A 22,618-nucleotide genomic window follows, 5' to 3' on the forward strand; every position below is an offset into this window, starting at 1 on the left:
GATTATCGGCACGATTATCGGCGGCGCTGCTACCGTCGGCACGGCACAGCTTGGCTTCAAGCTGGGGTTGACGGCTTGGTGGTTTACGCTGGGCAGCGGTATCGCGCTTTTGCTGATGGCGGCGTTTTACGCTGTGCCATTGCGCCGCAGCTCGCTGACCACAGTAGCGGAGTATCTCGTTACGGATTACGGCAAGCCTGCGGGGTGGCTGGCGACCTTCAGCGCCTGCGCCGGTATTTTTTTCAGCATCGTGGCGAGCACGCTTACCGCGCTGCATCTGATTGCTGGCTTGTTCGGCGTACCTTTGCTTGCTGCAGCAGCCATTGTTATCGCTGTTACTTTGCTGCTGGTGTTTTTCGGCGGCCTCAGCAGCAGCGGTATGGCCGGCATTTTTAAGATTGTGCTGATTTTCGCCAGCATTTTCGTCGGCGGCTTTCTGGCCTACGCCGATATGGGCCGATGGCAGGGGCTGACGCAGAGCTTTGCTGCATATCCCTGGTTCAGCCTTTTCGGACGCGGCGTGGAGGACGGTCTTGTCAGCTTCGGTTCGATGATTGTGGGGGTTATTTCTACGCAGACCTATGTGCAGGCACTGTTTTCGGCGCGCGATACCAAAACTGCAGCTGTCGGCTGCTGTGCTGCCGCACTGATAGTAATTCCCGTGGGATTGCCGTCGGTAATGATCGGTATGTTCATGCATCTGCATCATCCGGAGATAAATTCTATCGATGCACTGCCGCTGTATCTCGTTACCTATCTGCCGCAATGGCTTGGCGGTATCGGTCTGGGCGCTGTGCTGCTTTCGGCACTGGGCTCAATCGCCGGTCTGGCGCTGGGCGTAGGTACGATGATTTCACGTGATATCGTCAGCAAAATCTGGCTTAAGGCTACGGCTGCAGGCCAGCTGTGGGCAAGCCGCCTGAGCGTGCTGGCCGTTTCTGTCGCTGCGATGGTGTTTGTCTTTATGCACCTTGATTCGTCGGTGCTGGAGTGGAATTATCTCTCCATGGCGCTGCGAGGCAGCGGTATCTTTCTGCCGCTGACGTTCTGCATCTTCTTCCCGGGCAGGGTGCGCGCTTCAATGGGTGTGGCTGCTATGGGCGCAGGTATTTTTGCGGCACTTTTCTGGAAGCATATCAGTCCTTGGGAAATCAACAGCCTGTTGCCGGCGCTCGTGTATAATCTGTTCTTTTTGCTCATTGGTCTGGCGTGGGGTAAAAAAGGGGAATAGAAAAGAAATATTTACATACATTTGCCGCGGATTTGCGCGGCAGCGGTCTTTAAATTTAAGGAGCAAGAGATGACAAAACGCTTTACTCATTTACATGTACATACGGAATACAGCCTGCTGGATGGCGCTTCGAAAATCCACGAGCTGGTGGCCTACGCCAAGGAGCTGGGGATGGACAGCTTGGCGATTACCGACCACGGCGCAATGTACGGCGCAGTGGAATTTTATCAGGAGTGTACCAAGGCAGGCATCAAGCCGATTATCGGCTGCGAGGTGTATCTTGCGAAGGGCTCGCATCTGGAAAAAAATAACCGTGGCATGTACCATTTAATTTTGCTGGCGGAGAACGATACAGGCTACCATAACCTGATGAAAATTGTCAGCATTGGTCAGCTGGAGGGCTTTTATTATAAACCACGCGTAGACAAGGACGTGCTGCGTACCTATCACGAGGGCGTTATCTGCCTCAGTGCCTGCGTTGCCGGCGAGGTGCCGCAGATGATTCTGCAGGACAACCTGGAGGGAGCACGTCGCTGCATTCAGGAATATATAGACATTTTCGGCAAGGAAAACTACTTTCTGGAAATTCAGGACCATGACCTTGATGAGGAGCACAAGGTCAGCGCGGAGCTGAAGCAGCTGGCGCAGAAGTTCGGTCTTGGTCTGGTGGCGACAAACGATTTGCATTATGTGCAGCAAAAGGATGCCGCGGCGCAGGATATTCTGCTGTGCATCCAGACGACGAGCACGGTTGATGAGCCTGATCGTATGCGCTTCAACAACGACAGCTATTATCTGAAAAGCTATGATGAGATGGAGGCACTGTTCGGCGATTGTCCGGAGGCTTTGAGCAATACCAATAAAATTGCTGACCGCTGCAACGTGAAGATGGAGTTCGGCCATCTGCTGCTGCCGGAGTTCCCGGTGCCGGAGGGCTTTGATGCCGTGAGTTATCTGCGTCACCTGTGCGAGGAGGCCTTGCCTAAGCGCTACGAGGTTGTGGATGAGAAGGTACGCAAGCGTCTGGATTTTGAGCTGGACATCATCAATACGATGGGCTACGCCTGCTACTTCCTCATTGTTTGGGACTTCATCAACTACTGCCGCAGCCATGATATTCCGGTCGGGCCGGGTCGTGGCAGTGCCGCAGGCAGTATCGTGGCCTATCTGCTGCGTATAACGAATATTGAACCTTTGCGTTATCATCTGCTATTCGAACGCTTTTTGAATCCTGAACGTGTAAGCATGCCTGATATTGATACCGACTTCTGCTATGTGAAGCGTAATCAGGTGCTGGATTATGTGGTGCGCCGTTACGGACAGGAGCGTGTGGCGCAGATTATTACCTTCGGTACACTGCAGGCGCGCGCGGCAGTGCGCGACGTCGGCAAGGCACTGGGCATGAGCTACGGCGAGGTAGATGAAATCGCCAAGCTGATTCCGCGTGAGCTGGGCATTACGTTGGAGAAGGCGCTGAACGGCAGCAAGGACTTCCGTCAGGCATATGACTCGCGTCCGGAGGTCAAGAAGCTGATTGACCTTGCGCAAAGCGTGGAGGGCCTGCCGCGTAACGCAGGCACGCATGCCGCCGGTGTTATTATCGCGCCGCATAATATGAAAAATTACGTACCGCTGCAGCAGGGCAGTGAGGGTGGCGTCATCACCCAGTACGATAAAAATAAAGTAGAAGAGCTTGGCTTGCTGAAGATGGACTTTTTGGGGCTGCGCACGCTGACTGTTATCGGTGACTGCATTCGCTTTATCCGCGAAACTACGGGTGAAGAAGTTGATATTGATAATATACCGCTGGCAGATGAGGCGACCTGCGCAATGCTGCGCCGCGGTGAAACGGCCTGCGTTTTCCAGCTGGAGTCGGCAGGCATCACCAAGCTGGTTATGGATTTGGCTCCCGAAAGCTTTGAGGACCTGATTCCGTTGGTGGCTTTGTACCGTCCGGGGCCTTTGGGAACCGGTATGGCGGAGGACTTTATCGCCGGCCGTCACGGACAGCGCACAGCCAAGGTATTACATCCGCTGATGGAGCCTATTTTGAAGGATACCTACGGCGTTATCCTGTATCAGGAGCAGGTTATGCAGATAACCTCCGCACTAGCAGGCTTTACGCTCGGTCAGGCAGATATTCTGCGCCGTGCGATGGGCAAGAAGAAGGCCAAGGAGCTGGATTCTATGCGCCAGTCCTTTATCGACGGTGCCAAGAAGCTGCACAATATTCCCGAAGAGCTCAGCGACCAGATTTTCTCGCTCTTGCAGCACTTCGCTGGCTACGGCTTCAACAAATCCCACTCCGTAGCCTATGCGCTGGTAGCCTATGAAACCGCTTATCTGAAGGCGCACTGGCGTCCGCAATTCTATGCGGCCTTCCTCAACAGCATTATCGGTGATGCGGATAAGGTGAGCTGGTATATCAACGTCTGTCGTAATGATAATGTCAAAATCCTGCCGCCGGATGTCAACGAAAGCGGTCACAACTTTACGGTACATCAAAATGCATCCATCCGCTTCGGCCTGGCAGGCATCAAAAATACCGGTGATGCCGCAGTAGATGCCATTATCAGCGCCCGCAACGAGGGCGGTCCGTTCAAGAGCCTGACGGATTTCTGTTGCCGTGTGAATATGCGCGTAGTCAACAAGCGCGTTATCGAAAATATGATTAAATGCGGTGCGATGGATTCCTTCGGCGCCAGACGCTCGCAGATGCTGGCTATTATGGACCAGGCGATTGATTTGGGCGCTGCCTGCCAGAGGGACAAAGCCAACGGCCAGCTGGGACTGTTCGGAGATGACAGCTTCGGCGTGACGGAAATCAAGCTGCCGCCGCTGCCGGAAATCCCCAAGCAGCTTATTCTGCAGAACGAAAAGGAAATCATCGGCTTTTACGTTACCGACCATCCGCTGAGCGATTACAAGCAAATGCTGCAGCGCTTCATGCCGCTGCACCAGTTCGGCGGCGAAACGCAGGTGCAGGACGGACAGTTTGTGCGTGTGGCCGGTATTATTACGGATTGTGTGATAAAAAATACCAAGCGCGGCGATACGATGGCTCTTCTGACGCTGGAGGATTTCAGCGGACGCTTCCCGATTATCGTGTTCCCGCAGGCTTATCATGCAAATGTCAAGGATATCTATGAAGACAGCATTGTGGCTATTGAGGGACGCTTCAGCGTGGATGAGCGTGAAAGCAAGATTATTGCCAATAGCGTGCGCGCTCTGCCGTCCAAGCCGCCTACGGAGATCCGTCTGCGCATCGAAGCGCATCTGGAAAATCCGCTGGTGCAGCGTGAGCTGATGCAGCTGTTCCAAAAATATAAGGGCGATGATTGCGTATACCTGCAGCTGATGGGCTCGCGCAAGCTGATCAAGACAACACCTAACTTTTGGGTAAACAGCGAAGCACCTGGCTTTGCCGAGGATGTAGTCAAAATACTGGGCGAAAACTGCGTAGTAAAGAAAGGCTGATTTAATTATTTGAGCTGTTTTTCATAAACTTTCATGATATACTTGCAAGTTTAAGTACAAAAATGCTAAAATAAAGAGAAGAATGTAAAAAAGCCGGAGCAGCAGCTCCTGTAATAAGCTTAAGGAGGCAGCAAATGAATATTCTCGTTTGTTTAAAACAAGTGCCGGATACGGCAAAAGTAAAATTTAACCGCGAAACCAATACCTTGGACCGTACGGGTGTAGAAAATATTATGAATCCCTATGACCGTCAGGCATTGGAGGTAGCACTGTGCCTGAAGGATAAGGAAGGCGCTAAGGTAACAGTACTGACCATGGGCCTGCCCCAGGCAACCGATATTCTGAAGGAAGCAATCGCTATGGGCGCTGATGACGGCGTTCTGCTGAGCGACCGTGTTCTGGGTGGCAGTGATACTCTGGCAACCAGCCTGGCTCTGGCTGCTGCTGTAAAACATCTGGGCGAGTTTGATCTCGTGCTCTGCGGCAAGCAGGCAGTAGACGGCGATACCGCACAGGTTGGCCCGGAAATGGCAGAGCATCTGGGAATTCCGCAGATTACCGGCGCTCTGAGCCTGAGCTATGAAGACGGCAAATTTGTTGTTGTCCGCGAAAACGAAAATTATCAGATGACCTTGGCTTGTGCAGCACCGCTGCTGGTTACCGTAACCAAATCCGAAAAAGAGCCGCGTTTTGCCAGCATTAAGGGCAAAATGAAAGCTCGTAAGGCTCAGATTCCTACTCTGACCGTTGCTGACCTGGATATTGATCCTGCAACCGTAGGCCTGAAGGGTTCTCCGACTAAGGTTAAAAAAGCCTTCACCCCGACCCCGCCTGAAATCAATGGCGAAATCATTACCGAAGCAGATGCTGATGCAGCAGTAGACATGCTGTTTGAAAAGCTGGTTAAGGCAGAGGTTATTACCCGCTGAGGCGAACCATGCTGATAAAAGTAAACAGGCAGCTTTGCTGTGGCTGTGAGGAATGTGTGGCGGTATGCCCGATGGGCGCTGCGACGCTGCGAGAGGGCAAGGCGCAGATTGATATGCAGCAGTGTGTCTGCTGCGGTGCCTGCATCCGCGAATGTTCCATGGAGGCTATAGCTATTGCCGAAACTGACGATACTGAAGATAACGAATAGGAGTGTGTAAATATGTGGGTTATTGCTGAACAGGAAAATGGTCAGCTGATGAATGTTACCTTTGAGCTGTTGGGCGCTGCCAAAGAGCTGTGTGCCAAGCTGGAGGAAAAATGCTGTGCGGTACTGGTGACCGCTGCTGCAGGCGAGCTGCCGCAGCAGCTGATTGCTGCCGGTGCTGATGTTGTTTATGTTATTGAGGATGCTAAATATGCAGATTATGATACCGAGTTATATACCGATGCTATCTGCCAGCTGTCCAAGAAATATGATCCGGCTTCTATTATGTTCGGTGCTACCGATGACGGCCGTGACCTGGCTCCGCGTGTTGCAGCACGTCTGCATACCGGCCTGTGCGCTGACTGTACCGCTCTGGATGTAACCGATGATAAGCTCGTTGCCTGGACTCGTCCCGCACTGGGCGGCAATATCTGCGCTACCATCATCTGCGACGTTAACCGTCCGCAAATGGGTACCGTTCGTCCTAAAGTATTCAAACCGGCTGAATTGGATAACACCCGCACCGGTGAGGTTATTGCCTTCACTCCGGAAGCAGGCGCTGTAAGCCGTGTTGAACTGGTTAAAAAAGAAGCTCTGAGCAGTGAAAACGCTGTTAAGATTGATGAAGCTGATATGATCGCAGCAGGCGGCCGCGGCTTCGGCAGCAAGGAGAAATTCGACGTGCTGGAACAGCTGGCTGCTCTCTTTGAAAATTCCGCAGTAGCAGGCACCCGTGCCGCTATTGATGAGGGCTGGCTGACTCATTCCCAACAGGTTGGCCAATCCGGTAAATCCGTTACTCCGCATATCTACTTTGCCTGCGGCATCAGCGGTGCTATCCAGCATCTGTCCGGCATGAAGGACAGCGATATCATCATTGCTATCAATAAAGATGCAGAGGCACCGATTTTCACCGTTGCTCATTATGGCATCGTAGGTGATGTAAACGTAATCCTGCCGAAGCTGATTGAAAAAATCAAAGCTTACAAGGCTTAATCCAATTACCTGATTTACAGGAGGCATTCTAGTATGTGGAAAACAATTTATATTGCCCACACTGAGGAACAAGCCAAAAAAATAAAGCAAATGCTGACGGAAAACGGCTTTTTGGTACAGCTAAAAAGTGCCGGAGGCAAGCATAACAAGGCTTATGAAATCTGTCTGCCGGTTTCGGAGGCAGAGGATGCCTATGAGGTTTTGTGTGAGAATAAGTTTCAGTACTGAGGAGGCGCAGTCCTGATGAAGAAAACGAAGATTATCTGTACAGTAGGTCCCAGCACGGACAATGTAGAGCTGCTGCGTAAGATGATGCTTGCAGGCATGGACTTGGCACGCTTCAACTTTTCGCACGGCAACCATGAAGATCATGGCAAAAGGCTGCAGCTGGTGCGCCGGGCAGCAGAAGAGGCCGGTAAGGTAATCGCTACGATTGCCGATACCAAGGGCCCGGAAATGCGCCTGGGCATGTTTGCCGAAAGCAAAATCGAGCTGAACGAGGGCGATGATTTCTGCCTGACTACTGAAGAATACCTGGGCGACCGCCATATGGCACACGTTAATTATGCAGGTCTGCCGCAGGAGGTAGAAATCGGCAGCAATATTCTGCTGGCCGACGGACTGCTTTCCCTAAAGGTTGTACGCATTGACGGCTGCAGAATTTATACTAAGGTGGTCAATGGTGGCGAGCTGAGCTCGCGTAAGCGCGTGGCTTGCCCCGGCATTGAGCTGAAGCTGCCATTCTTGTCGGAGCAGGACAAGGCAGATATTCTTTTTGCTGTCGAGCATGATATGGATTATATTGCGGCATCCTTCGTGCAGAAGGCCGATGATGTTATCGCTATCCGTAAAGTGCTTGAGGAAGCAGGCTCTTCCATCGGGATTATTTCCAAAATCGAGAATGAGGCCGGTGTGCAGCATATCGATGAGATTATCGGCGTATCCGACGGTATAATGGTTGCCAGAGGCGACCTGGGCGTAGAGATACCGACCGAGGATGTACCTTTGGTACAGAAGGATATTATCGCGCGCTGCAATAAGGCGGGCAAGCCTGTTATCACGGCTACGCAGATGTTGGAAAGTATGATTAACAGCTACCGTGCAACCCGTGCCGAGGCCAGCGACGTTGCCAACTCTATTTTCGACGGCAGCGATGTTATTATGCTGAGCGGCGAAACTGCCAGCGGCAAATATCCGCTGGAGGCGGTGCAGACAATGGCTAAGATTGCCGTTCGCACGGAAAATGCACTTGATTATGTGCATATCTTCCAAAAGAAGGGCATCAGCGAGCGCATCCATTCTACTGACGCAATCAGCCATGCTACCGTACAGATTTCTCAGGAAATAAAGGCAGATACTATTCTTACGATTACCGAATCAGGCTTTACGGCGCGTATGATTGCCAAATATAAGCCTCAATGTACTGTTGTTGCTGTATCACGTCTGCCTGAGCGCGTGCGTGCGATGCAGCTTTATTGGGGTGTATTGCCGCTTTTGGGGCCATACTCCACAAATACTGATGAAATGATTGAGCTGTCTTTGCAGTGTGCTTTGCATCACTCCGTAATCAAGGACGGCGCATCTGTTGTTATAACTGCCGGCGTGCCTATCGGTACTCCGGGCAGTACAAATCTGATTAAGGTGGTTACAGTGGGCACCAAGCTGCTCAGCGGTACCGGTATCGGCAGCAAGACTGTCACCGGCCGTATCTGCGTAGGCAGAACTGCGGCAGACTTCAAGGACAAGCTCCAAAAGGGCGATATCCTTGTAGTTGATGTGCTGAATGACGAGTTTGTACCGCAGGCTGCTGCCAAGGCAGCAGCGATTATCGCTGAAGAGGGCGGCCTGACATCCTCCACTGCTATTGTTGCCGTAACCTGCGGCCTGCCTGTTATCGTAGGCGCGGAGAAAGCAACCTCCAAGCTGGCCGACGGCCTGCTGGTAACGGTGGATCCTGTTTCCGGTGATGTCTACGAAGGCGATATTAACCTGTAGAAATATGGTAACAGAACTTATTTTAGAAACATGTATTGCTCTGCGTGACGGCAGAGAACAAAACGCCTGCACAGCTTTTTCGGGTATTATTGCTGAAGCAGCAGATAATGAAGCATTACAAGCAATCAGCTGCTGTCTGCTGGTGGCCTTACGCCACCGGCAACGGCAGCTTTTTACGGCTTGGATGCAGGAAAGCAGGCCGCGTCTGGAGCAGCTGCTGGTCAATCCGCAGCTGGCACATCGGGGCGGCAGCGTTCTGCTGAGGCTGACGTTTGCCGTGTGCGACAGGCGTTTGGCTGAGGTGCGTCCCATGCTTGCACTGCTGGTGCGGCGCTGGCTGCGGACGCAAGCCGACAATACTGCAATGCTGCAGGAATTTATGGGCGAATGGCTTAGTTTGGCGGCGCGTATGGCACGCAGGCGGTGGCGCGAGGAGACGGCGTTTCTGCTGCGTGAGGCCGGACGCTGGCTTTTAAAGCAGCAGGACTTGCAACGGTGGGCGTGGAGCCTGCAGCAGCTGCAGCTGCATTTCGTCGTGTATGCACGTTGGGACGGCTTTGACAAAGCCTGCAGGATTTACAGAGAACTGACGCTTCTGTACCGTATAATGCTGCGGCGTGTGCCGAAGGCACAGCCTGAGCGGCAGACAGCGCTTCTGCAGCTGCTTTTGCGTCACCTGCGTGATGTAACCTCCAACGTATCACGTTCGGCGATGCTGGATGATGCGGATATCTTCCGCCAATGGTACAGCTTTTTCTGGCAGCTGACTGCCGATGACAAGAGCGCCAGGGAGGAGCTGCTGCGACTGCTGCAGCTTGCTATAACCTATTGGCATCAGACCATGCCCAAAACCAGCCGCAAGCAGGCAGTACTCCTTAAGGATTTGCTGCAGCCGAATCTGATTGACGGGCAATACGCATTGTTATTACAAAAAATTATATAAATCCTGAAGACAGGAGGTAGAAAATATGTCAAAGATTGTCGTAGTAGGCAGCTGTAATATTGATATTACCGTTGAATGTGACCGCTGGGTGCATCCCGGAGAAACTATTTTCGGCAACCGCCTGACCGTTTCTCCCGGCGGCAAAGGTGCCAACCAGGCTGTTGCTGCAGCCCGCCTGGGAGCAGATGTTATGATGGTCGGCTGCATCGGTGATGATGTATATGGTCAGCTGGTATTGAAGGCATTAAAGGAAAACAACGTTGATTCCACCTATGTGAAGGTGCTGCCGGGTGAAAATAGCGGTACCGCACACATTACCGTAGCGGAGGACGATAACACGATTATCGTTATCAAGGCCGCCAATGACCTAGTATCCCCGGCGTTGATTGATGAAGCGTGGGAGGACATCAGCAAGGCAGATATGGTGCTTTTGCAGCACGAAATTCCTGCTGCTACTAACGCTTATGTTATCGAAAAATGCGCAGCGCACGGTGTACCTGTGCTGCTGAACCCCGCACCTGTTGCTCCGGTGCCGCAGGCTCTGCTGGATAGGATTACTTATCTGACTCCCAACGAGCACGAGGCAGCAACATTGTTTGCCGGTAAGGGCAAGGCGGATATCCTTGACCAGAACCAGGGCAAGGTGATTATGACGCTGGGCAGCAAGGGTGTTGCCTATGCAGAAAAGGGACAGGTTATTACTGTTCCCGGCTTTAAGGTAAAGCCGGTTGACACTACGGGTGCAGGCGACACCTTTAACGGTGCCTTTGCTGTTGCCCGTGCAAATGGCAAATCCATGCAGGAAAGCATCAGCTTTGCCAATGCCGCCGCAGCTCTTTCGGTGCAAAAGCTGGGAGCACAGGGCGGTATGCCTTATTTACATGAAGTAGAGGAGATGCTTAAGTAATGCAAAAGGGTGGAATGTTAAACAGCTCTATTGCGAAGGTGCTGGCTGATTTGGGCCACACCGACACTATCGTTATCGGTGACTGCGGTCTGCCTGTGCCTGCAGGCGTGCAGAAAATCGACTTGGCTCTGAAGCCGGGAACTCCTTCCTTCCTGGAGGTTGTTGAGGAAGTAGCCAAGAATATGGTTATCGAAAAGGTAGAAATTGCAGCGGAAATGGAAGGCAGAAATCCTGCTGTCTACGGCGCTATGAAGCAGCTTTTCACTGAAGAGCAGTGGATTATCGATGCAGACCACGAAGCCTTCAAGGAGGCAACCAAGCATGCAAAATGCATTATCCGCACCGGCGAAATTACTCCTTTTGCCAATGTGATTCTGCACAGCAATGTTTTCTTTTAAAAATTAGCGTAAGGTAGGAATAAGGAAAAGTATGGAGATTGAATTAAGAAATATCCATAAGGCCTTTGGTTCTAATGAGGTGCTCAAGGGTGTTGACCTGAAGCTTAAAAGTGGTGAGGTACACGCTCTGATGGGTGAAAACGGTGCCGGCAAATCAACACTGATGAATATTCTGACGGGTATTCACAAGCAGGATAAGGGACAGATTTTTGTCGACGGCAAGGAAATCAGCTTCAAAAATCCTCTGGAGGCAGAAGCTTACGGCATCGCCTTCATCCATCAGGAGTTGAATATCTGGCCGAACCTGAGCATTCTGGAAAACCTGTTTTTGATGCACAGCGTAACCAACGGCATGGGTATCTTGGATTTTAAGGCTATGCGTGCTATGGCAGAGCAGAAATGCCGTGAAATTGAAATTGAGCTGCCACTGGATATGGAAGCCGGCGAATGCTCGGTAGGACAGCAGCAGATGACGGAAATCGTCCGTAACCTTCTGCTGGATGCCAAGGTTGTTATTATGGACGAGCCTACGGCGGCGCTGACCGAAAGAGAAACAGAAAAGCTCTTTGAGGTTATGCGCTCCCTGAAAAAACGCGGTGTAGCAATGGTTTATATTTCGCACCGTATGGAAGAGGTTACGCAGAACTGCGACACGATTACCGTTATGCGTGACGGCGTATCCGTTGCAACCAAACCTGTTAAGGAATATAGCATGGAGCAGATTGTCCGCGATATGGTTGGACGCTCCATTACGGAATTTTATCCCGACCGCCGCAATAAGCCGGGCGAGGTGCTGCTGGAGGTTAAGCACTTTGAACAGCCGGGAGTTTTCCATGATATTAACTTTAATCTGCGCAAGGGCGAGATTTTGGGTTTTGCCGGCCTTATGGGCAGCGGCCGTACCGAAATCATGCGCGCCGTTTTCGGCGTTGATCCTCATGCAGGCGGCGAGCTGGTTTTCAAGGGCGAGCCTTTGAAGATTACCAAGCCTGAGGATGCTATTCAGGCAGGATTGGGCTTCGTAACCGAAAACCGCAAAACAGAGGGCCTGATTCTGGACTTCTCCATTTTGCGTAACATTGCTCTGCCGAGTGTTGACAGCTTTGCCAAAAGCGGTGTCATCAATTTTAATGTTCTTAATAATTTTGCCGATAAAATGGCAAAAAAGCTGGGCGTAAAGACCAGCAGCCTGGAGCTTGAGGCCGGTGCGTTGTCCGGCGGTAACCAGCAGAAGGTGGTTATTGCCAAATGGGTTGGCATGCACCCGGAGGTCATTATTATGGATGAGCCTACCCGTGGTATCGACGTAGGTGCAAAACGCGATATATATGAGCTGATGAACGAGCTTACTGCAAGTGGCGTTTCGATTATTATGGTTTCTTCGGAGCTGCCGGAGGTATTGGGCATGAGCGACCGCATCGTCGTCGTTCACGAAGGCCGCATTGCCGGCGAGCTGCTGCACGATGAAGCAGACCAGGAAAAAATTATGACACTTGCAACGGGAGGGCAATAAAAAATAATGGATGTAAAAGCAATCTTGAAAAAATCCGGTTCCATAATCGGACTTGTTGTGTTGTTTGTGGTCATTTCCTGCCTCAACAGCAGCTTTATCGACCCCAGCAACTTGAAAAACCTGCTGCGTCAGGTTTCTATCAATGCCTTAATTTCCTTTGGCATGACCTTTGTTATCTTAACCGGCGGTATTGATTTGTCTGTCGGCAGTATTCTGGCGCTTTCCAGTGCACTCATGGGCAGCTTTATCAAGGGCGGTATGGATCCTGTATTCGGTATCGTGCTGGCCTGCCTCATCGGTGCTGTACTGGGCAGTGTCAACGGCCTGGTAATTACCTACGGCAAGGTGGCGCCCTTTATCGCAACCCTGGCGACCATGACCATTTTCCGTGGTCTGACTTTGGTATATACCAACGGCAACCCTATCAGCAGCCTGTCCGAGGATGACCGCTTCCTTGAATTCGGCCAGGGGTATGTTGCCGGTCTGCCGGTTCCTGCCATTATGATGTTGATTATGTTTTTTATTTTGTGGTTCATCCTGCACAAAACTCCGCTGGGACGCAAAACCTATGCTGTCGGCGGTAATGAGAAGGTTTCCTTCATTGCAGGTATCAAAATCAACCGCATTAAAATATTTGCTTATACCGTAACAGGTTTCCTTTGCGGTATGGCAGGCGCTATTCTTACCAGCCGTCTGAACAGTGCTCAGCCTACTGCCGGTACCGGCTATGAGCTGGATGCTATCGCAGCTGTAGTATTGGGCGGCACCAGTCTTTCCGGCGGTAAGGGCCGCATCTTCGGTACCATTATCGGTGCGCTGATTATCGGCACTCTGAACAATGGTCTGAATATCTTAAACGTATCCAGCTTTTACCAACAAGTTGTCAAAGGTATTGTAATTTTGCTGGCTGTGCTGATGGACAGAAAGAAAAACTAAGCGTGATGCGGACGTAAAGCACCATCCAGTGCTTTTCAGCCGCAGCCTGCTTAATTCAAGTTTTTGTCCGCATAGTAATTTCTAATTCCGGGAGGTATTTTCTCACATGAAAAAAATTTTATTGGTATTAACCTGCATTGTAGCAATGGCTATGATGATTGTCGGCTGCGGCGGCAGCGACAAGAAGGATGCTGCAAAAGGCAACGACAAGAAAATCACCGTTGGCTTCTCCGTATCCACTCAAAACAATCCGTTCTTCGTTTCCCTGGCTAAAGGCGTAGAAGCTAAGGCTAAGGAGCTGGGCGTAACCGTAAAGGTTGTTGACGCTCAGAACGATCCTGCAAAGCAGGCTAATGATATTGCTGACCTGCTGCAGCAAAACATCAGCGTTCTGCTGGTTAACCCTGTTGACTCTGATGCAATTTCTACATCCGTAAAGGCTGCCAACAAGGCTAACATCCCTGTTATCTGCCTCGACCGCAGTGCTAACCAGGGTGATGTAGCATGCCTGGTTGCTTCCGATAACGTAAAGGGCGGCGAAATGGCTGCTGATTACATTATCAAAAAGCTGGGCGAAAAGGTTAAGGTTGCTGAGCTGGAGGGTATCCCCGGTGCCAGCGCTTCCCGTGAACGCGGCGAAGGCTTCCACAAGCTGGCTGACAGCAAGCTGACCGTTGTTGCTAAACAGACTGCTGAATTTGACCGCAGCAAGGGCCTGACTGTAGCAGAAAACATGCTGCAGGCTAACCCGGACATCAAAGCTATTTTCGCTCAGAACGACGAAATGGCTTTGGGTGCAATCGAAGCTGCTAAGAGTGCTGGCAAGCAAATCTTCATCGTTGGCTTTGACGGTACTGCTGACGGCGTAAAGGCTGTAGAAAGCGGCGCTATGAGCGCTACTATCGCTCAACAGCCGGAAATCATGGGCCAGCAAGGTCTGGAAGTAGCTGTTAAGGCTGCTAAAGGCGAAAAAGTAGAAGCTAAGATTTCTGCTCCGCTGAAGCTCATCGAAAAGAAATAATAGCCGCTTAATTTATATTAACCTGACAACTTGAAGCAATAATGCCTCTGCGCGTTCGCGTGGGGGCATTTTGTTATGTTGAAAGCTAATAGTAACGATATATTTTTGTGAGTGGTATTTACAAAATTATTTGCCGCACTTGACAAACAGCGCTGCATTTTATATACTAACAGTTAAGCTAAGAAGAAGAGTAGTAATCTGCAAACTCAGCGAGCCGTGACAGTGTAAGGCGGCAAAGGCGGATGAAGGCGCTTTGGAGCTGTAATAGTATATTGATTGAGGCGGGCTGCAGTTATTGCAGTCAAGCAGGGTGGAACCGCGGAGTTTGAGCTGTATGCACTCCGTCCCTGTAACATTTAAGTTACGGGGACGCGGGTGCTTTTTTGTTTTTTCGGACAAAGCTGCTGCCATTGCCGTCTTTGTAACAAATATAGGAGGTAAAACATGGATTTTCAGACAATTATTTTGAAGCTGCAAAAATTCTGGGCAGGCCAAAACTGCATTATGGCACAGCCCTATGACATCGAAAAAGGCGCAGGCACAATGAACCCGTCTACCTTTTTACGCGTACTCGGACCTGAGCCCTGGCGTGTGGCTTATGTAGAGCCTTCCCGTCGTCCGGCAGACGGCCGTTACGGTGATAACCCGAACCGTCTGTTCCAGCATCATCAGTTCCAGGTTATCGTAAAGCCCTCTCCGGAAAACATTCAGGAGCTGTACCTGCAGAGCCTGGCTGAGCTCGGCATTCATCAGGAGGAGCATGATATCCGCTTTGTAGAGGATAACTGGGAATCTCCGACTCTGGGCGCTTGGGGCCTTGGCTGGGAGGTTTGGCTGGATGGTATGGAAATCACCCAGTTCACCTACTTCCAACAGGTAGGCAGCATTGACGTTAAGCCTGTAACCGTTGAAATCACGTACGGCCTGGAGCGTCTGGCTATGTATATCCAGGGCGTAGAAAACGTATTCGATATCCAATGGGTTGGCGACATCACCTACGGTGACGTGTTCCACACCAACGAGGTAGAGCAATCCTTCTACAACTTCCAGGTAGCAGACACCGCGCTGCTGTTTGACCTGTTCGACAAATATGAAGCAGAAGCTAAGCGCGTTATCGAGCTTGGTTATATCCGTCCTGCTTATGATTACGTTCTGAAATGCTCCCATGCATTCAACCTGCTGGATTCCCGCGGAGCAATCAGCGTAAGTGAACGTACTGCCTACATCGGCCGTGTACGTGCGATGGCCCGCCTGTGTGCAAAGGCTTATGTAGCACAACGTGAAGAAATGGGCTTCCCGCTGCTCAAGAAAGGGGAGAATAAATAATGGAAAAATTACTTTTTGAAATCGGTACAGAAGAGATTCCTGCGAAATTTATGCCTGCCATTCTGGCACAATTAAAGGATTTGGCAGAAAAGAAAATGACTGAGCTGCGCATTCCCTTCGAAGCAGTTAAAACCTATGGCACTCCCCGTCGCATGACCTTCATTGCCAGCGGCGTTGCCGAGGCTCAGGAGGACAGCACTGTTGAGGCTAAAGGTCCTTCCGCAAAAATCGCTTTTGTAAGCGGCGCTCCCTCCAAAGCAGCTATCGGCTTTGCTCGCGGCCAAGGCGTTGACGTAAAAGAGCTCGTTGTCCGCGATGATTATGTATATGCTGTTAAGCATCTGGCAGGCCAACCGGTTAAGGATTTGCTGCCGGGCCTGCTGAGTGATATCCTCACCAGCCTGAACTTCCCGAAAAACATGCGTTGGGCAGATCATGAATTCAAATTCGTCCGTCCGATTCGTTGGCTGGTTGCACTGTTCGGCGATGAAGTTATCCCTGTTGAAATTACCGGCGTAAAATCCGGCAAATTCAGCCGCGGTCACCGCTTCCTGCGTCCTTCCGCACTGGATAACGCTAAAGCTCATGAGTCCATCGGCGATGCTGCCAAGGCTTTGTTCGACACCGTAAAGAGTAAGGCTAAGAATGCAGTAGCTTCTGTTGCTATCGGCACCATCGGCGCTGTAGAAATCCCTGATGCTGATTCCTATGAAAAGGTTATGTATGACAACTACGTAATGGTTGACCAAGACGCTCGCCGTGAGCTGATTCGTCAACAGGTTACTGACCTGGCAATTGCCGAAGGCGGTCATGCCGAAATCAACGAGGACCTGCTGGAGGAAGTAAACTATCTGGTAGAATGGCCGACTGCTCTGTGCGGCAAATTCGAAGAGAAATTCCTTGCTCTGCCGAAGGAATGCATCATCACCCCGATGCGTGAGCATCAGCGTTACTTCCCGGTACTGGCAGAGGACGGCTCCCTGCTGAACAAGTTCATCACCGTACGCAACGGCGGCAAGGAGCATCTGGAAATTGTTGCTCACGGTAACGAGCGCGTACTGCGTGCACGTCTGAGTGACGCTGAATTCTTCTTCAACGAAGACAGAAAACAAACTCTGGCTGACCGTCTGGAAAAACTCAAAACCGTTTCCTTCCAGGAAGGCCTGGGAAATATGAATGATAAGAGCAAACGTCTGGTACAGGCTGTTGATATGCTGGCTATGGCTATCAATGCCAAGGTTGATAAAGAAAAGCTGGAGCGCACCGCTCTGCTGTGCAAATGTGACCTGGTAACCGGTATGGTTATCGAATTCACCGAGCTGCAGGGTGTTATGGGCCGCGAATATGCTAAGCTCGACGGTGAAGCTCCTGAGGTTGCACTGGGCATTTACGAGCATTATCTGCCGCGCTTTGCCGGTGACGAGCTGCCGACTACTGATATCGGCCGTCTGACCGGTATTGCCGACAAGCTGGACAACATCTGCGCTACCTTCAGCCGCGGTCTGGCTCCGACCGGCTCTCAGGATCCGTACGCACTGCGCCGTCAGGCTCTGGGCATCATCAACATTCTTCTGGACGGCAAATACCATGTATCTCTGTACAAGGTTATCGCCGGCGCTCTGTACCTGCTGAACATCCCGGCAGAGGATACCAAAAAGCTCGTACCGCAAATTGCTGAGTTTATGAAACAACGTCTGCGCAACATGCTGATGGATCAGGGCATCCGTTATGACGTAGTTGACGCAGTTCTGGCTGACCAGATGAACGACGATTTCACCGATCTTGTTGCCCGTGCTAAGGCTCTGAACAGCTTTGTTGCTTCCGCAGAGGCTCCGGCACTGATTCAGGCTGCAACCCGTGTTGCTAACCTGTGCAAGAAGATTGAAGAAGAATCCGCTATCAACCCGCAGCTCTTCGCTGTAGAGGCCGAAGGCGCTCTGCACAATGCTGCTATGGCAGCCAGCAAGGAAGTGCTGGTTGCAGCAACTAAGTATGACTATGCTGCAGTTATGGCTGAAGCAGTTAAGCTGGTTGACCCGATCAACAAATTCTTCGAAGACGTTATGGTTATGGACGAGGACGTTCGCGTGAAGAACAACCGTCTGGCACTTTTGGCAGCAGTTAAGGATATTACCCATGCTGTAGGTGACCTGAGCGTTATCGTACAATAATAAAAACTAAGGAGATTAGTATAATGGAACAATTTAATGCAGAAGCAAAAGCACTTGTAGAAATGCAGAACGAATACGTTTTGCTCACCAGCAAAAACCCCAGCGAAATGTGCCACGATGATTTCATCCGCGCAGAAGAGCTGAACGTACAGATTAAGGACGCAACCAAGGTTATGGCTGCGTTGGCAATCGAATTTGCTGGCTACAAAAAAGACGAAAAAGGCCTGTGGGTAGAAAAATAATTCTCCCGCTGTGCTTTTTAACAGCCTTTGGGGCTTAAGACCATAAGCCTCGCGTGATTGTTTTTGTAATTTAACCGGTCTCTGATATGCTATTACATATAGCTGTCGGAGGCCGGTTTTATTTTTTAGCTTTTTGAGTAATAAAAAAGTATCGGAGCCCCTGACCGTTATCGGTCGGGACTCCGACACTGAGAAAAGAAATGTTTTATGAATGTAAGGCGACAGATGTTACAGCTTTGCCGTCCACAATCCGTGCAGATTGCAATAAGCATAAGCGGCGAGCGGAGCTGCACCCTCGGCAAGAGCGAAAACAGCCTCCGGCTTGTCACCGGGCTTTAAGATATAGCGCTGACCGCCATGAGTTGTCTGCAGATAAATCCATTGGATGTAGTGCTTTTCAATCATGGGATGCTCCACGCTGCCTACAGCTACACGAACTGTGCTGCCATCAACAGTAATAACCGGCACATGCTTTTCCTGCGCTGCGTCTTCGGTGTTGGCAACAAGCTCCTGCATGGGCTTGCCGCAGCAGACAAGCTCGCCGCCGCCGTCCTGAATCAGGCCGACGATATTACCGCAAATACTGCATTTCAAAAATTTTACTGTCATTGTGCATCGCTCCTTTCGCAAAATAAAACCTTTATAGACCCGGAAACTCAATGTTCCTAACTTAATTATAGCTTATGTTATATGCAAAGTATATAGCTTTACAGAAAATGTTGCACACTTCTCACAATTACAGGAAAGATGCAAAGTGATATTTTGGTGTTATGTAGGCTGCGGAATTGATGTAAAGCATTATCTTAGCGTGCTGCTGGTTCTTTGCAGGCTGTTTTTGTGATATAATTAGATATATATACAATAAAATCGAAAAGGTCAGGTGGAAATATATGAAGCAGATAATTCCCGTAAAACAGGGGGATAATATTACGTTAACTGTCAATGGTCTTGGCAGCAGCGGCGAGGGCGTTGGCAAGTATGAAGGCTTTACAGTCTTTGTCAAAGGCGCGCTGCCGGAGGAAGAGGTACGCGTAACTATTACGCTGGTGAAGAAAAGCTACTCTGTAGGTGCGCTGGAGGAGATTGTCAAAGCATCTGCCGAGCGTGTGGAGCCTGCGTGCCCGGTGTATAAGGAATGCGGCGGCTGCCAGCTGCAGCATTTGAGCTATAAGGGACAGCTGGCATGCAAGCGTCAGCAGGTGCAGGATGCACTCACCAGAATCGGACATCTTAATTTAGAGGTATTGCCGGTGTTGGGGGCGGCGGAGCCGTGGAGCTACCGCAACAAGATGCAGTTCCCGGCGGCAGCGGACGCCGAAGGCGTGCTGCAGATAGGCTGCTATGCAACGGCAACACACAGCGTTGTAGATACGGATGCCTGCATGATATCCAAAGAGGCGAACAATGCGATTATGAAAACGGTACGCACCTGGATGCAGCATTATAACATCAGCGCTTATGACGAAAAGACAGGCAAGGGACTCGTGCGCCATATTATGGGACGCGTGGGCGTGCACAGCGGCGAAGTGATGGCGGTTATTATTACCTCCGGCTATGACATTCCGCATCGCGGCGTGCTCATCGAATGGCTGAAGCGTCATGTTCCGGGACTTGTGAGCGTGGTGCAGAACATCAACAAGAAGCAGACCAACGTTGTTATGGGCAGCAAGACGCGTGTGCTGTACGGTCCGGAATCGATTAAGGACAGCCTGGGCAGTCTGAGCTTTCATATTTCCGCGCAGGCCTTCTTTCAGGTGAACAGCGAGCAGGCCGAAAAGCTGTATAACAAGGCGTTGGAGTTTGCGGCGCTGAGCGGCAAGGAAACCGTAGTGGACGTTTACTGCGGTACAGGTACGATTTCTCTGTATCTTGCGCGTCACGCCGAACAGGTTTACGGTATCGAGATTGTGGCGCCTGCGATTGAAAACGCCAAGAAAAACGCTGAGGAAAATAAATGCGCTAATGCGGAATTTATCTGCGGTGATGCTGCGGTAGAGCTGCCGAAGCTGCTGGCCGGCGGTGTGCGTCCGGACGTTGTGGTGGTGGATCCTCCGCGTGCGGGCTGCGAGCAGAAGGTGCTGGCGGCGATTGCTGAGGTACAGCCTGAGCGCGTTGTTTATGTGTCCTGCAATCCTGCGTCCTTGGCGCGTGATTTGGCGTTTATGGAGCAGCATGGGTATAAGGCGATTGTAGCGCAGCCGGTGGATATGTTCCCGATGACGAGCCATGTTGAGTGCGTCACCCTGCTCACTAGGAGCTGAGCGACGCGGTGAGCAGCTGGTGCGCGCCATGCGATAGCCGTCCAAGAATGCGAGCGTGAGCGAAGCGTGATTGGAGACGGCAAATCGCTGAAACTGTGGTGCTGCTGACTAAAGTACAGAATGAGCAGTATGAAAAATGATTGAAATACGCCTTTTGAATAGAGCTTTTGAAAACGAAAAAACAAACACAAATAAAAAATTAAATGTTTTGGTAGTTTGTGGTCAGTAGGATAGATATTATAGGGAGGCAGATGATATGCCAACAACAATAGAAGTTAATAAGCAAAGTGTGGAGACGCTTTTGGGTAGCGGAAAATCAAAGCCGTTTGTCATACCAGAATACCAGCGTCCTTATGCTTGGACTGATGAACAGGTAGAAACTCTCTTTGAGGATTTATGGGAGTTTACTGCTACAAGTGGTGGAACAGAAAGAGAAAGTTCCTATTTTCTGGGAAGTGTGGTTTCCTACGAAAATGAAAATGGTGAGCAGGAAATAATAGATGGGCAGCAGCGTATTACATCACTTTTTCTGTTATTGCGTGCTATTTATACAAAACTTGTTGCAACAGCAGCATCAGAGAGAACAGCAGAGGCCAACAATTTTATTGGAAAGATTGAGCCTACGATTTGGCGTACCAATAAACTTACCGGAATGGTGGATTTCAAGAACATTCTTTTGAATTCACGTGTTGTAAATAACGATGGTAATGAAATCTTACGTTCTATTTTGGAGACTGGAAAAGCTGATGAAAATGCGAAAGACAATTATTCGAAGAATTATCGATATTTCCAAGAGTTGTTTGATAAGCATTCTAAAGAGAATCCTCTGATGGTTTACCAGTTTATCTATGCTCTTTTGAACCAAGCTATTCTGCTTCCGATTAGAGCTGATACTCAGGATACTGCCTTGACGATTTTCTCAACATTAAATGATAGAGGACTTCCTTTATCAGATGCGGATATTTTCAAAGCGAAGATTTACAACAAACTTGAACAGGATGCTAAAAAGGCATTTATAGAACGCTGGAAAGAGTTAGATGAGCAAGCTACAGATGCGAATGAAAGTATACAACAGCTTTTCTACTACAATATGTTTTATTACCGGGCACTTGACAAAGATACTAAGACTACTACTCCGGGTGTTAGAAAGTATTACGCAGCTAATAAATTTGAACGATTATACAAGCCAGAACTTTTAGATACCCTTTTTGTGATTTTGAATCTATGGAAGGTTGTAAACAAGGGTGAAGAGCTAGAAGGTGAAGATTGGTCTAAAAACAAAAAAATTAGGCAGACACTGGATACCTTGGCTTCATATCCAAATGAGTTCTGGAAATATCCGGTTGTTATTTACTACGTTTGCTACAGAAATAAAGCGAATTTTGAAAAAAGATTTGCTCTGTTCTTGAATAAATTACTTATGGAGCTGATGACAAAGTATTTGATGACACCTACAATCAATGCTGTAAAACTAGATATCTTAAAATTGAATTCTGCAATTGTTGTTTCTATTGTACCTGCATTTGAGTTTAAGGTTATTGATATGCCACAGCTGGAACCATATATTCAGAATCCTAATCGTAATACAGTGCGTATGCTTTTGAAGACGCTTGCCTATGAGCATCAAGATGATTTGCTTCCTGCAAAATGGGAGATTGAGCATATCTTCCCTCAGAAGTGGCAGACCAACTACTTTCCAGATGAGTCGGATTCAACAATAAAGGAGAAAATAGAGCACATAGGAAACAAGCTACCATTTGAAAAGAAGTTGAATATTGTTGCCGGCAATGGCTATTTTAAGAAAAAGAAAAAAGAGTATGCTACTTCTAAGATTAAAATCACAAATGCTATGGGCATTTCGGATGTAATGGATTGGAATGTGGACTCTATCATGAAGCGAGACATTCGTGTATCGGATGAGGTAGTTAAGATTTTAAATAGATGGAACAACGAATATTTAAATATTCCAGGCGACGAAGAAAAGGCAGAATTACCTTCAGAGGAAGACTTAGCTCGAATTGAGGAGTTTAAGAAGAAGGGCTGGATATAATGACAAGGTAAAAAGG

General features: G+C 49.8%; 19 protein-coding genes. 18 read left to right on the plus strand and 1 reads right to left on the minus strand.

The genetic code is table 11. From position 1 onward, the window contains the following. The 16 genes from Q7Q81_RS03390 to Q7Q81_RS03465 form a co-directional block, all read left to right on the plus strand. The coding region (locus Q7Q81_RS03390; RefSeq protein WP_304273730.1) for a sodium:solute symporter family protein at positions 1-1,231 on the plus strand (1,231 nt) is incomplete at its 5' end. 69 nt (positions 1,232-1,300) lie between these two features. Further along, positions 1,301-4,708, plus strand: a complete 3,408-nt coding sequence (locus Q7Q81_RS03395) for a DNA polymerase III subunit alpha (protein WP_304273732.1) — start codon at positions 1,301-1,303, stop codon at positions 4,706-4,708. Positions 4,709-4,842: 134 nt separating this feature from the next. Beyond that, the gene (locus tag Q7Q81_RS03400; protein ID WP_299823434.1) at positions 4,843-5,637 is read left to right on the plus strand and encodes an electron transfer flavoprotein subunit beta/FixA family protein; all 795 of its coding nucleotides are present in this window, start codon (positions 4,843-4,845) and stop codon (positions 5,635-5,637) included. Between the two features lie 8 nt (positions 5,638-5,645). After that, on the plus strand, positions 5,646-5,846 hold the full coding sequence (locus tag Q7Q81_RS03405; RefSeq protein WP_293823319.1) for a 4Fe-4S dicluster domain-containing protein: 201 nt from the start codon (positions 5,646-5,648) through the stop codon (positions 5,844-5,846). 12 nt (positions 5,847-5,858) lie between these two features. Further along, positions 5,859-6,839: an electron transfer flavoprotein subunit alpha/FixB family protein gene (locus Q7Q81_RS03410; protein WP_293691339.1), complete on the plus strand. Its 981-nt coding sequence runs from the start codon at positions 5,859-5,861 to the stop codon at positions 6,837-6,839. A gap of 33 nt (positions 6,840-6,872) precedes the next feature. Next, positions 6,873-7,067, plus strand: a complete 195-nt coding sequence (locus Q7Q81_RS03415; protein WP_210684592.1) for a glutamate decarboxylase — start codon at positions 6,873-6,875, stop codon at positions 7,065-7,067. A gap of 15 nt (positions 7,068-7,082) precedes the next feature. Then, positions 7,083-8,834: a pyruvate kinase gene (pyk, locus tag Q7Q81_RS03420; protein ID WP_303710581.1), complete on the plus strand. Its 1,752-nt coding sequence runs from the start codon at positions 7,083-7,085 to the stop codon at positions 8,832-8,834. Between the two features lie 4 nt (positions 8,835-8,838). Continuing rightward, entirely contained in the window at positions 8,839-9,777 is a 939-nt protein-coding gene (locus Q7Q81_RS03425) for a hypothetical protein (RefSeq protein ID WP_304273734.1), read from the plus strand. 25 nt (positions 9,778-9,802) lie between these two features. Further along, positions 9,803-10,684: a ribokinase gene (gene rbsK / locus Q7Q81_RS03430; protein ID WP_304273736.1), complete on the plus strand. Its 882-nt coding sequence runs from the start codon at positions 9,803-9,805 to the stop codon at positions 10,682-10,684. Next, positions 10,684-11,082 carry a D-ribose pyranase gene (gene rbsD, locus Q7Q81_RS03435; protein ID WP_009146329.1) on the plus strand — a complete coding sequence of 133 codons (399 nt, stop codon included), beginning with the start codon at positions 10,684-10,686 and terminating at the stop codon, positions 11,080-11,082. The genes rbsK and rbsD overlap by 1 nt, the downstream gene beginning before the upstream one ends. A gap of 31 nt (positions 11,083-11,113) precedes the next feature. Continuing rightward, the gene (locus Q7Q81_RS03440; RefSeq protein WP_304273738.1) at positions 11,114-12,595 is read left to right on the plus strand and encodes a sugar ABC transporter ATP-binding protein; all 1,482 of its coding nucleotides are present in this window, start codon (positions 11,114-11,116) and stop codon (positions 12,593-12,595) included. Positions 12,596-12,601: 6 nt separating this feature from the next. Beyond that, complete coding sequence (locus Q7Q81_RS03445) at positions 12,602-13,531, plus strand: ABC transporter permease (RefSeq protein WP_021719878.1); 930 nt, start codon at positions 12,602-12,604, stop codon at positions 13,529-13,531. A gap of 106 nt (positions 13,532-13,637) precedes the next feature. Next, positions 13,638-14,552: a ribose ABC transporter substrate-binding protein RbsB gene (rbsB, locus tag Q7Q81_RS03450; RefSeq protein ID WP_009146332.1), complete on the plus strand. Its 915-nt coding sequence runs from the start codon at positions 13,638-13,640 to the stop codon at positions 14,550-14,552. Positions 14,553-14,996: 444 nt separating this feature from the next. Further along, positions 14,997-15,878 carry a glycine--tRNA ligase subunit alpha gene (glyQ, locus tag Q7Q81_RS03455; RefSeq protein ID WP_021719659.1) on the plus strand — a complete coding sequence of 294 codons (882 nt, stop codon included), beginning with the start codon at positions 14,997-14,999 and terminating at the stop codon, positions 15,876-15,878. Further along, positions 15,878-18,049 (plus strand): glycine--tRNA ligase subunit beta, encoded by a 2,172-nt coding sequence (gene glyS, locus Q7Q81_RS03460; protein WP_304273740.1) that lies wholly within the window; start codon positions 15,878-15,880, stop codon positions 18,047-18,049. The genes glyQ and glyS overlap by 1 nt, the downstream gene beginning before the upstream one ends. 23 nt (positions 18,050-18,072) lie before the next feature. Continuing rightward, positions 18,073-18,291 (plus strand): hypothetical protein, encoded by a 219-nt coding sequence (locus Q7Q81_RS03465; RefSeq protein WP_009146335.1) that lies wholly within the window; start codon positions 18,073-18,075, stop codon positions 18,289-18,291. A 228-nt stretch (positions 18,292-18,519) separates the two neighbouring features. Here the strand turns inward: Q7Q81_RS03465 and Q7Q81_RS03470 are convergent, their stop codons facing one another. Continuing rightward, positions 18,520-18,900 carry a desulfoferrodoxin gene (locus tag Q7Q81_RS03470; protein WP_293390297.1) on the minus strand — a complete coding sequence of 127 codons (381 nt, stop codon included), beginning with the start codon at positions 18,898-18,900 and terminating at the stop codon, positions 18,520-18,522. 281 nt (positions 18,901-19,181) lie between these two features. On the opposite strand from Q7Q81_RS03470, the gene rlmD reads away from it, so the two are divergent. Together rlmD and Q7Q81_RS03480 are read left to right on the plus strand one after the other, a co-directional pair. Continuing rightward, complete coding sequence (gene rlmD / locus Q7Q81_RS03475) at positions 19,182-20,552, plus strand: 23S rRNA (uracil(1939)-C(5))-methyltransferase RlmD (protein ID WP_304273742.1); 1,371 nt, start codon at positions 19,182-19,184, stop codon at positions 20,550-20,552. Between the two features lie 256 nt (positions 20,553-20,808). Next, positions 20,809-22,602 (plus strand): DUF262 domain-containing protein, encoded by a 1,794-nt coding sequence (locus tag Q7Q81_RS03480; protein WP_304261727.1) that lies wholly within the window; start codon positions 20,809-20,811, stop codon positions 22,600-22,602. Positions 22,603-22,618 lie beyond the last annotated feature (16 nt).

Origin of the sequence: Phascolarctobacterium succinatutens, from assembly GCF_958453765.1 — a bacterium.
Lineage (GTDB): Bacteria > Bacillota > Negativicutes > Acidaminococcales > Acidaminococcaceae > Phascolarctobacterium_A > Phascolarctobacterium_A succinatutens_B.

Bases quoted from the DNA above. Each gene is read 5' to 3' on its own strand.
- Q7Q81_RS03395 (WP_304273732.1), top strand. From the start codon at position 1,301: ATGACAAAACGCTTTACTCATTTACATGTACATACGGAATACAGCCTG.
- Q7Q81_RS03400 (WP_299823434.1), top strand. From the start codon at position 4,843: ATGAATATTCTCGTTTGTTTAAAACAAGTGCCGGATACGGCAAAAGTA.
- Q7Q81_RS03405 (WP_293823319.1), top strand. From the start codon at position 5,646: ATGCTGATAAAAGTAAACAGGCAGCTTTGCTGTGGCTGTGAGGAATGT.
- Q7Q81_RS03410 (WP_293691339.1), top strand. From the start codon at position 5,859: ATGTGGGTTATTGCTGAACAGGAAAATGGTCAGCTGATGAATGTTACC.
- Q7Q81_RS03415 (WP_210684592.1), top strand. From the start codon at position 6,873: ATGTGGAAAACAATTTATATTGCCCACACTGAGGAACAAGCCAAAAAA.
- pyk (WP_303710581.1), top strand. From the start codon at position 7,083: ATGAAGAAAACGAAGATTATCTGTACAGTAGGTCCCAGCACGGACAAT.
- Q7Q81_RS03425 (WP_304273734.1), top strand. From the start codon at position 8,839: ATGGTAACAGAACTTATTTTAGAAACATGTATTGCTCTGCGTGACGGC.
- rbsK (WP_304273736.1), top strand. From the start codon at position 9,803: ATGTCAAAGATTGTCGTAGTAGGCAGCTGTAATATTGATATTACCGTT.
- rbsD (WP_009146329.1), top strand. From the start codon at position 10,684: ATGCAAAAGGGTGGAATGTTAAACAGCTCTATTGCGAAGGTGCTGGCT.
- Q7Q81_RS03440 (WP_304273738.1), top strand. From the start codon at position 11,114: ATGGAGATTGAATTAAGAAATATCCATAAGGCCTTTGGTTCTAATGAG.
- Q7Q81_RS03445 (WP_021719878.1), top strand. From the start codon at position 12,602: ATGGATGTAAAAGCAATCTTGAAAAAATCCGGTTCCATAATCGGACTT.
- rbsB (WP_009146332.1), top strand. From the start codon at position 13,638: ATGAAAAAAATTTTATTGGTATTAACCTGCATTGTAGCAATGGCTATG.
- glyQ (WP_021719659.1), top strand. From the start codon at position 14,997: ATGGATTTTCAGACAATTATTTTGAAGCTGCAAAAATTCTGGGCAGGC.
- glyS (WP_304273740.1), top strand. From the start codon at position 15,878: ATGGAAAAATTACTTTTTGAAATCGGTACAGAAGAGATTCCTGCGAAA.
- Q7Q81_RS03465 (WP_009146335.1), top strand. From the start codon at position 18,073: ATGGAACAATTTAATGCAGAAGCAAAAGCACTTGTAGAAATGCAGAAC.
- Q7Q81_RS03470 (WP_293390297.1), bottom strand. From the start codon at position 18,900: ATGACAGTAAAATTTTTGAAATGCAGTATTTGCGGTAATATCGTCGGC.
- rlmD (WP_304273742.1), top strand. From the start codon at position 19,182: ATGAAGCAGATAATTCCCGTAAAACAGGGGGATAATATTACGTTAACT.
- Q7Q81_RS03480 (WP_304261727.1), top strand. From the start codon at position 20,809: ATGCCAACAACAATAGAAGTTAATAAGCAAAGTGTGGAGACGCTTTTG.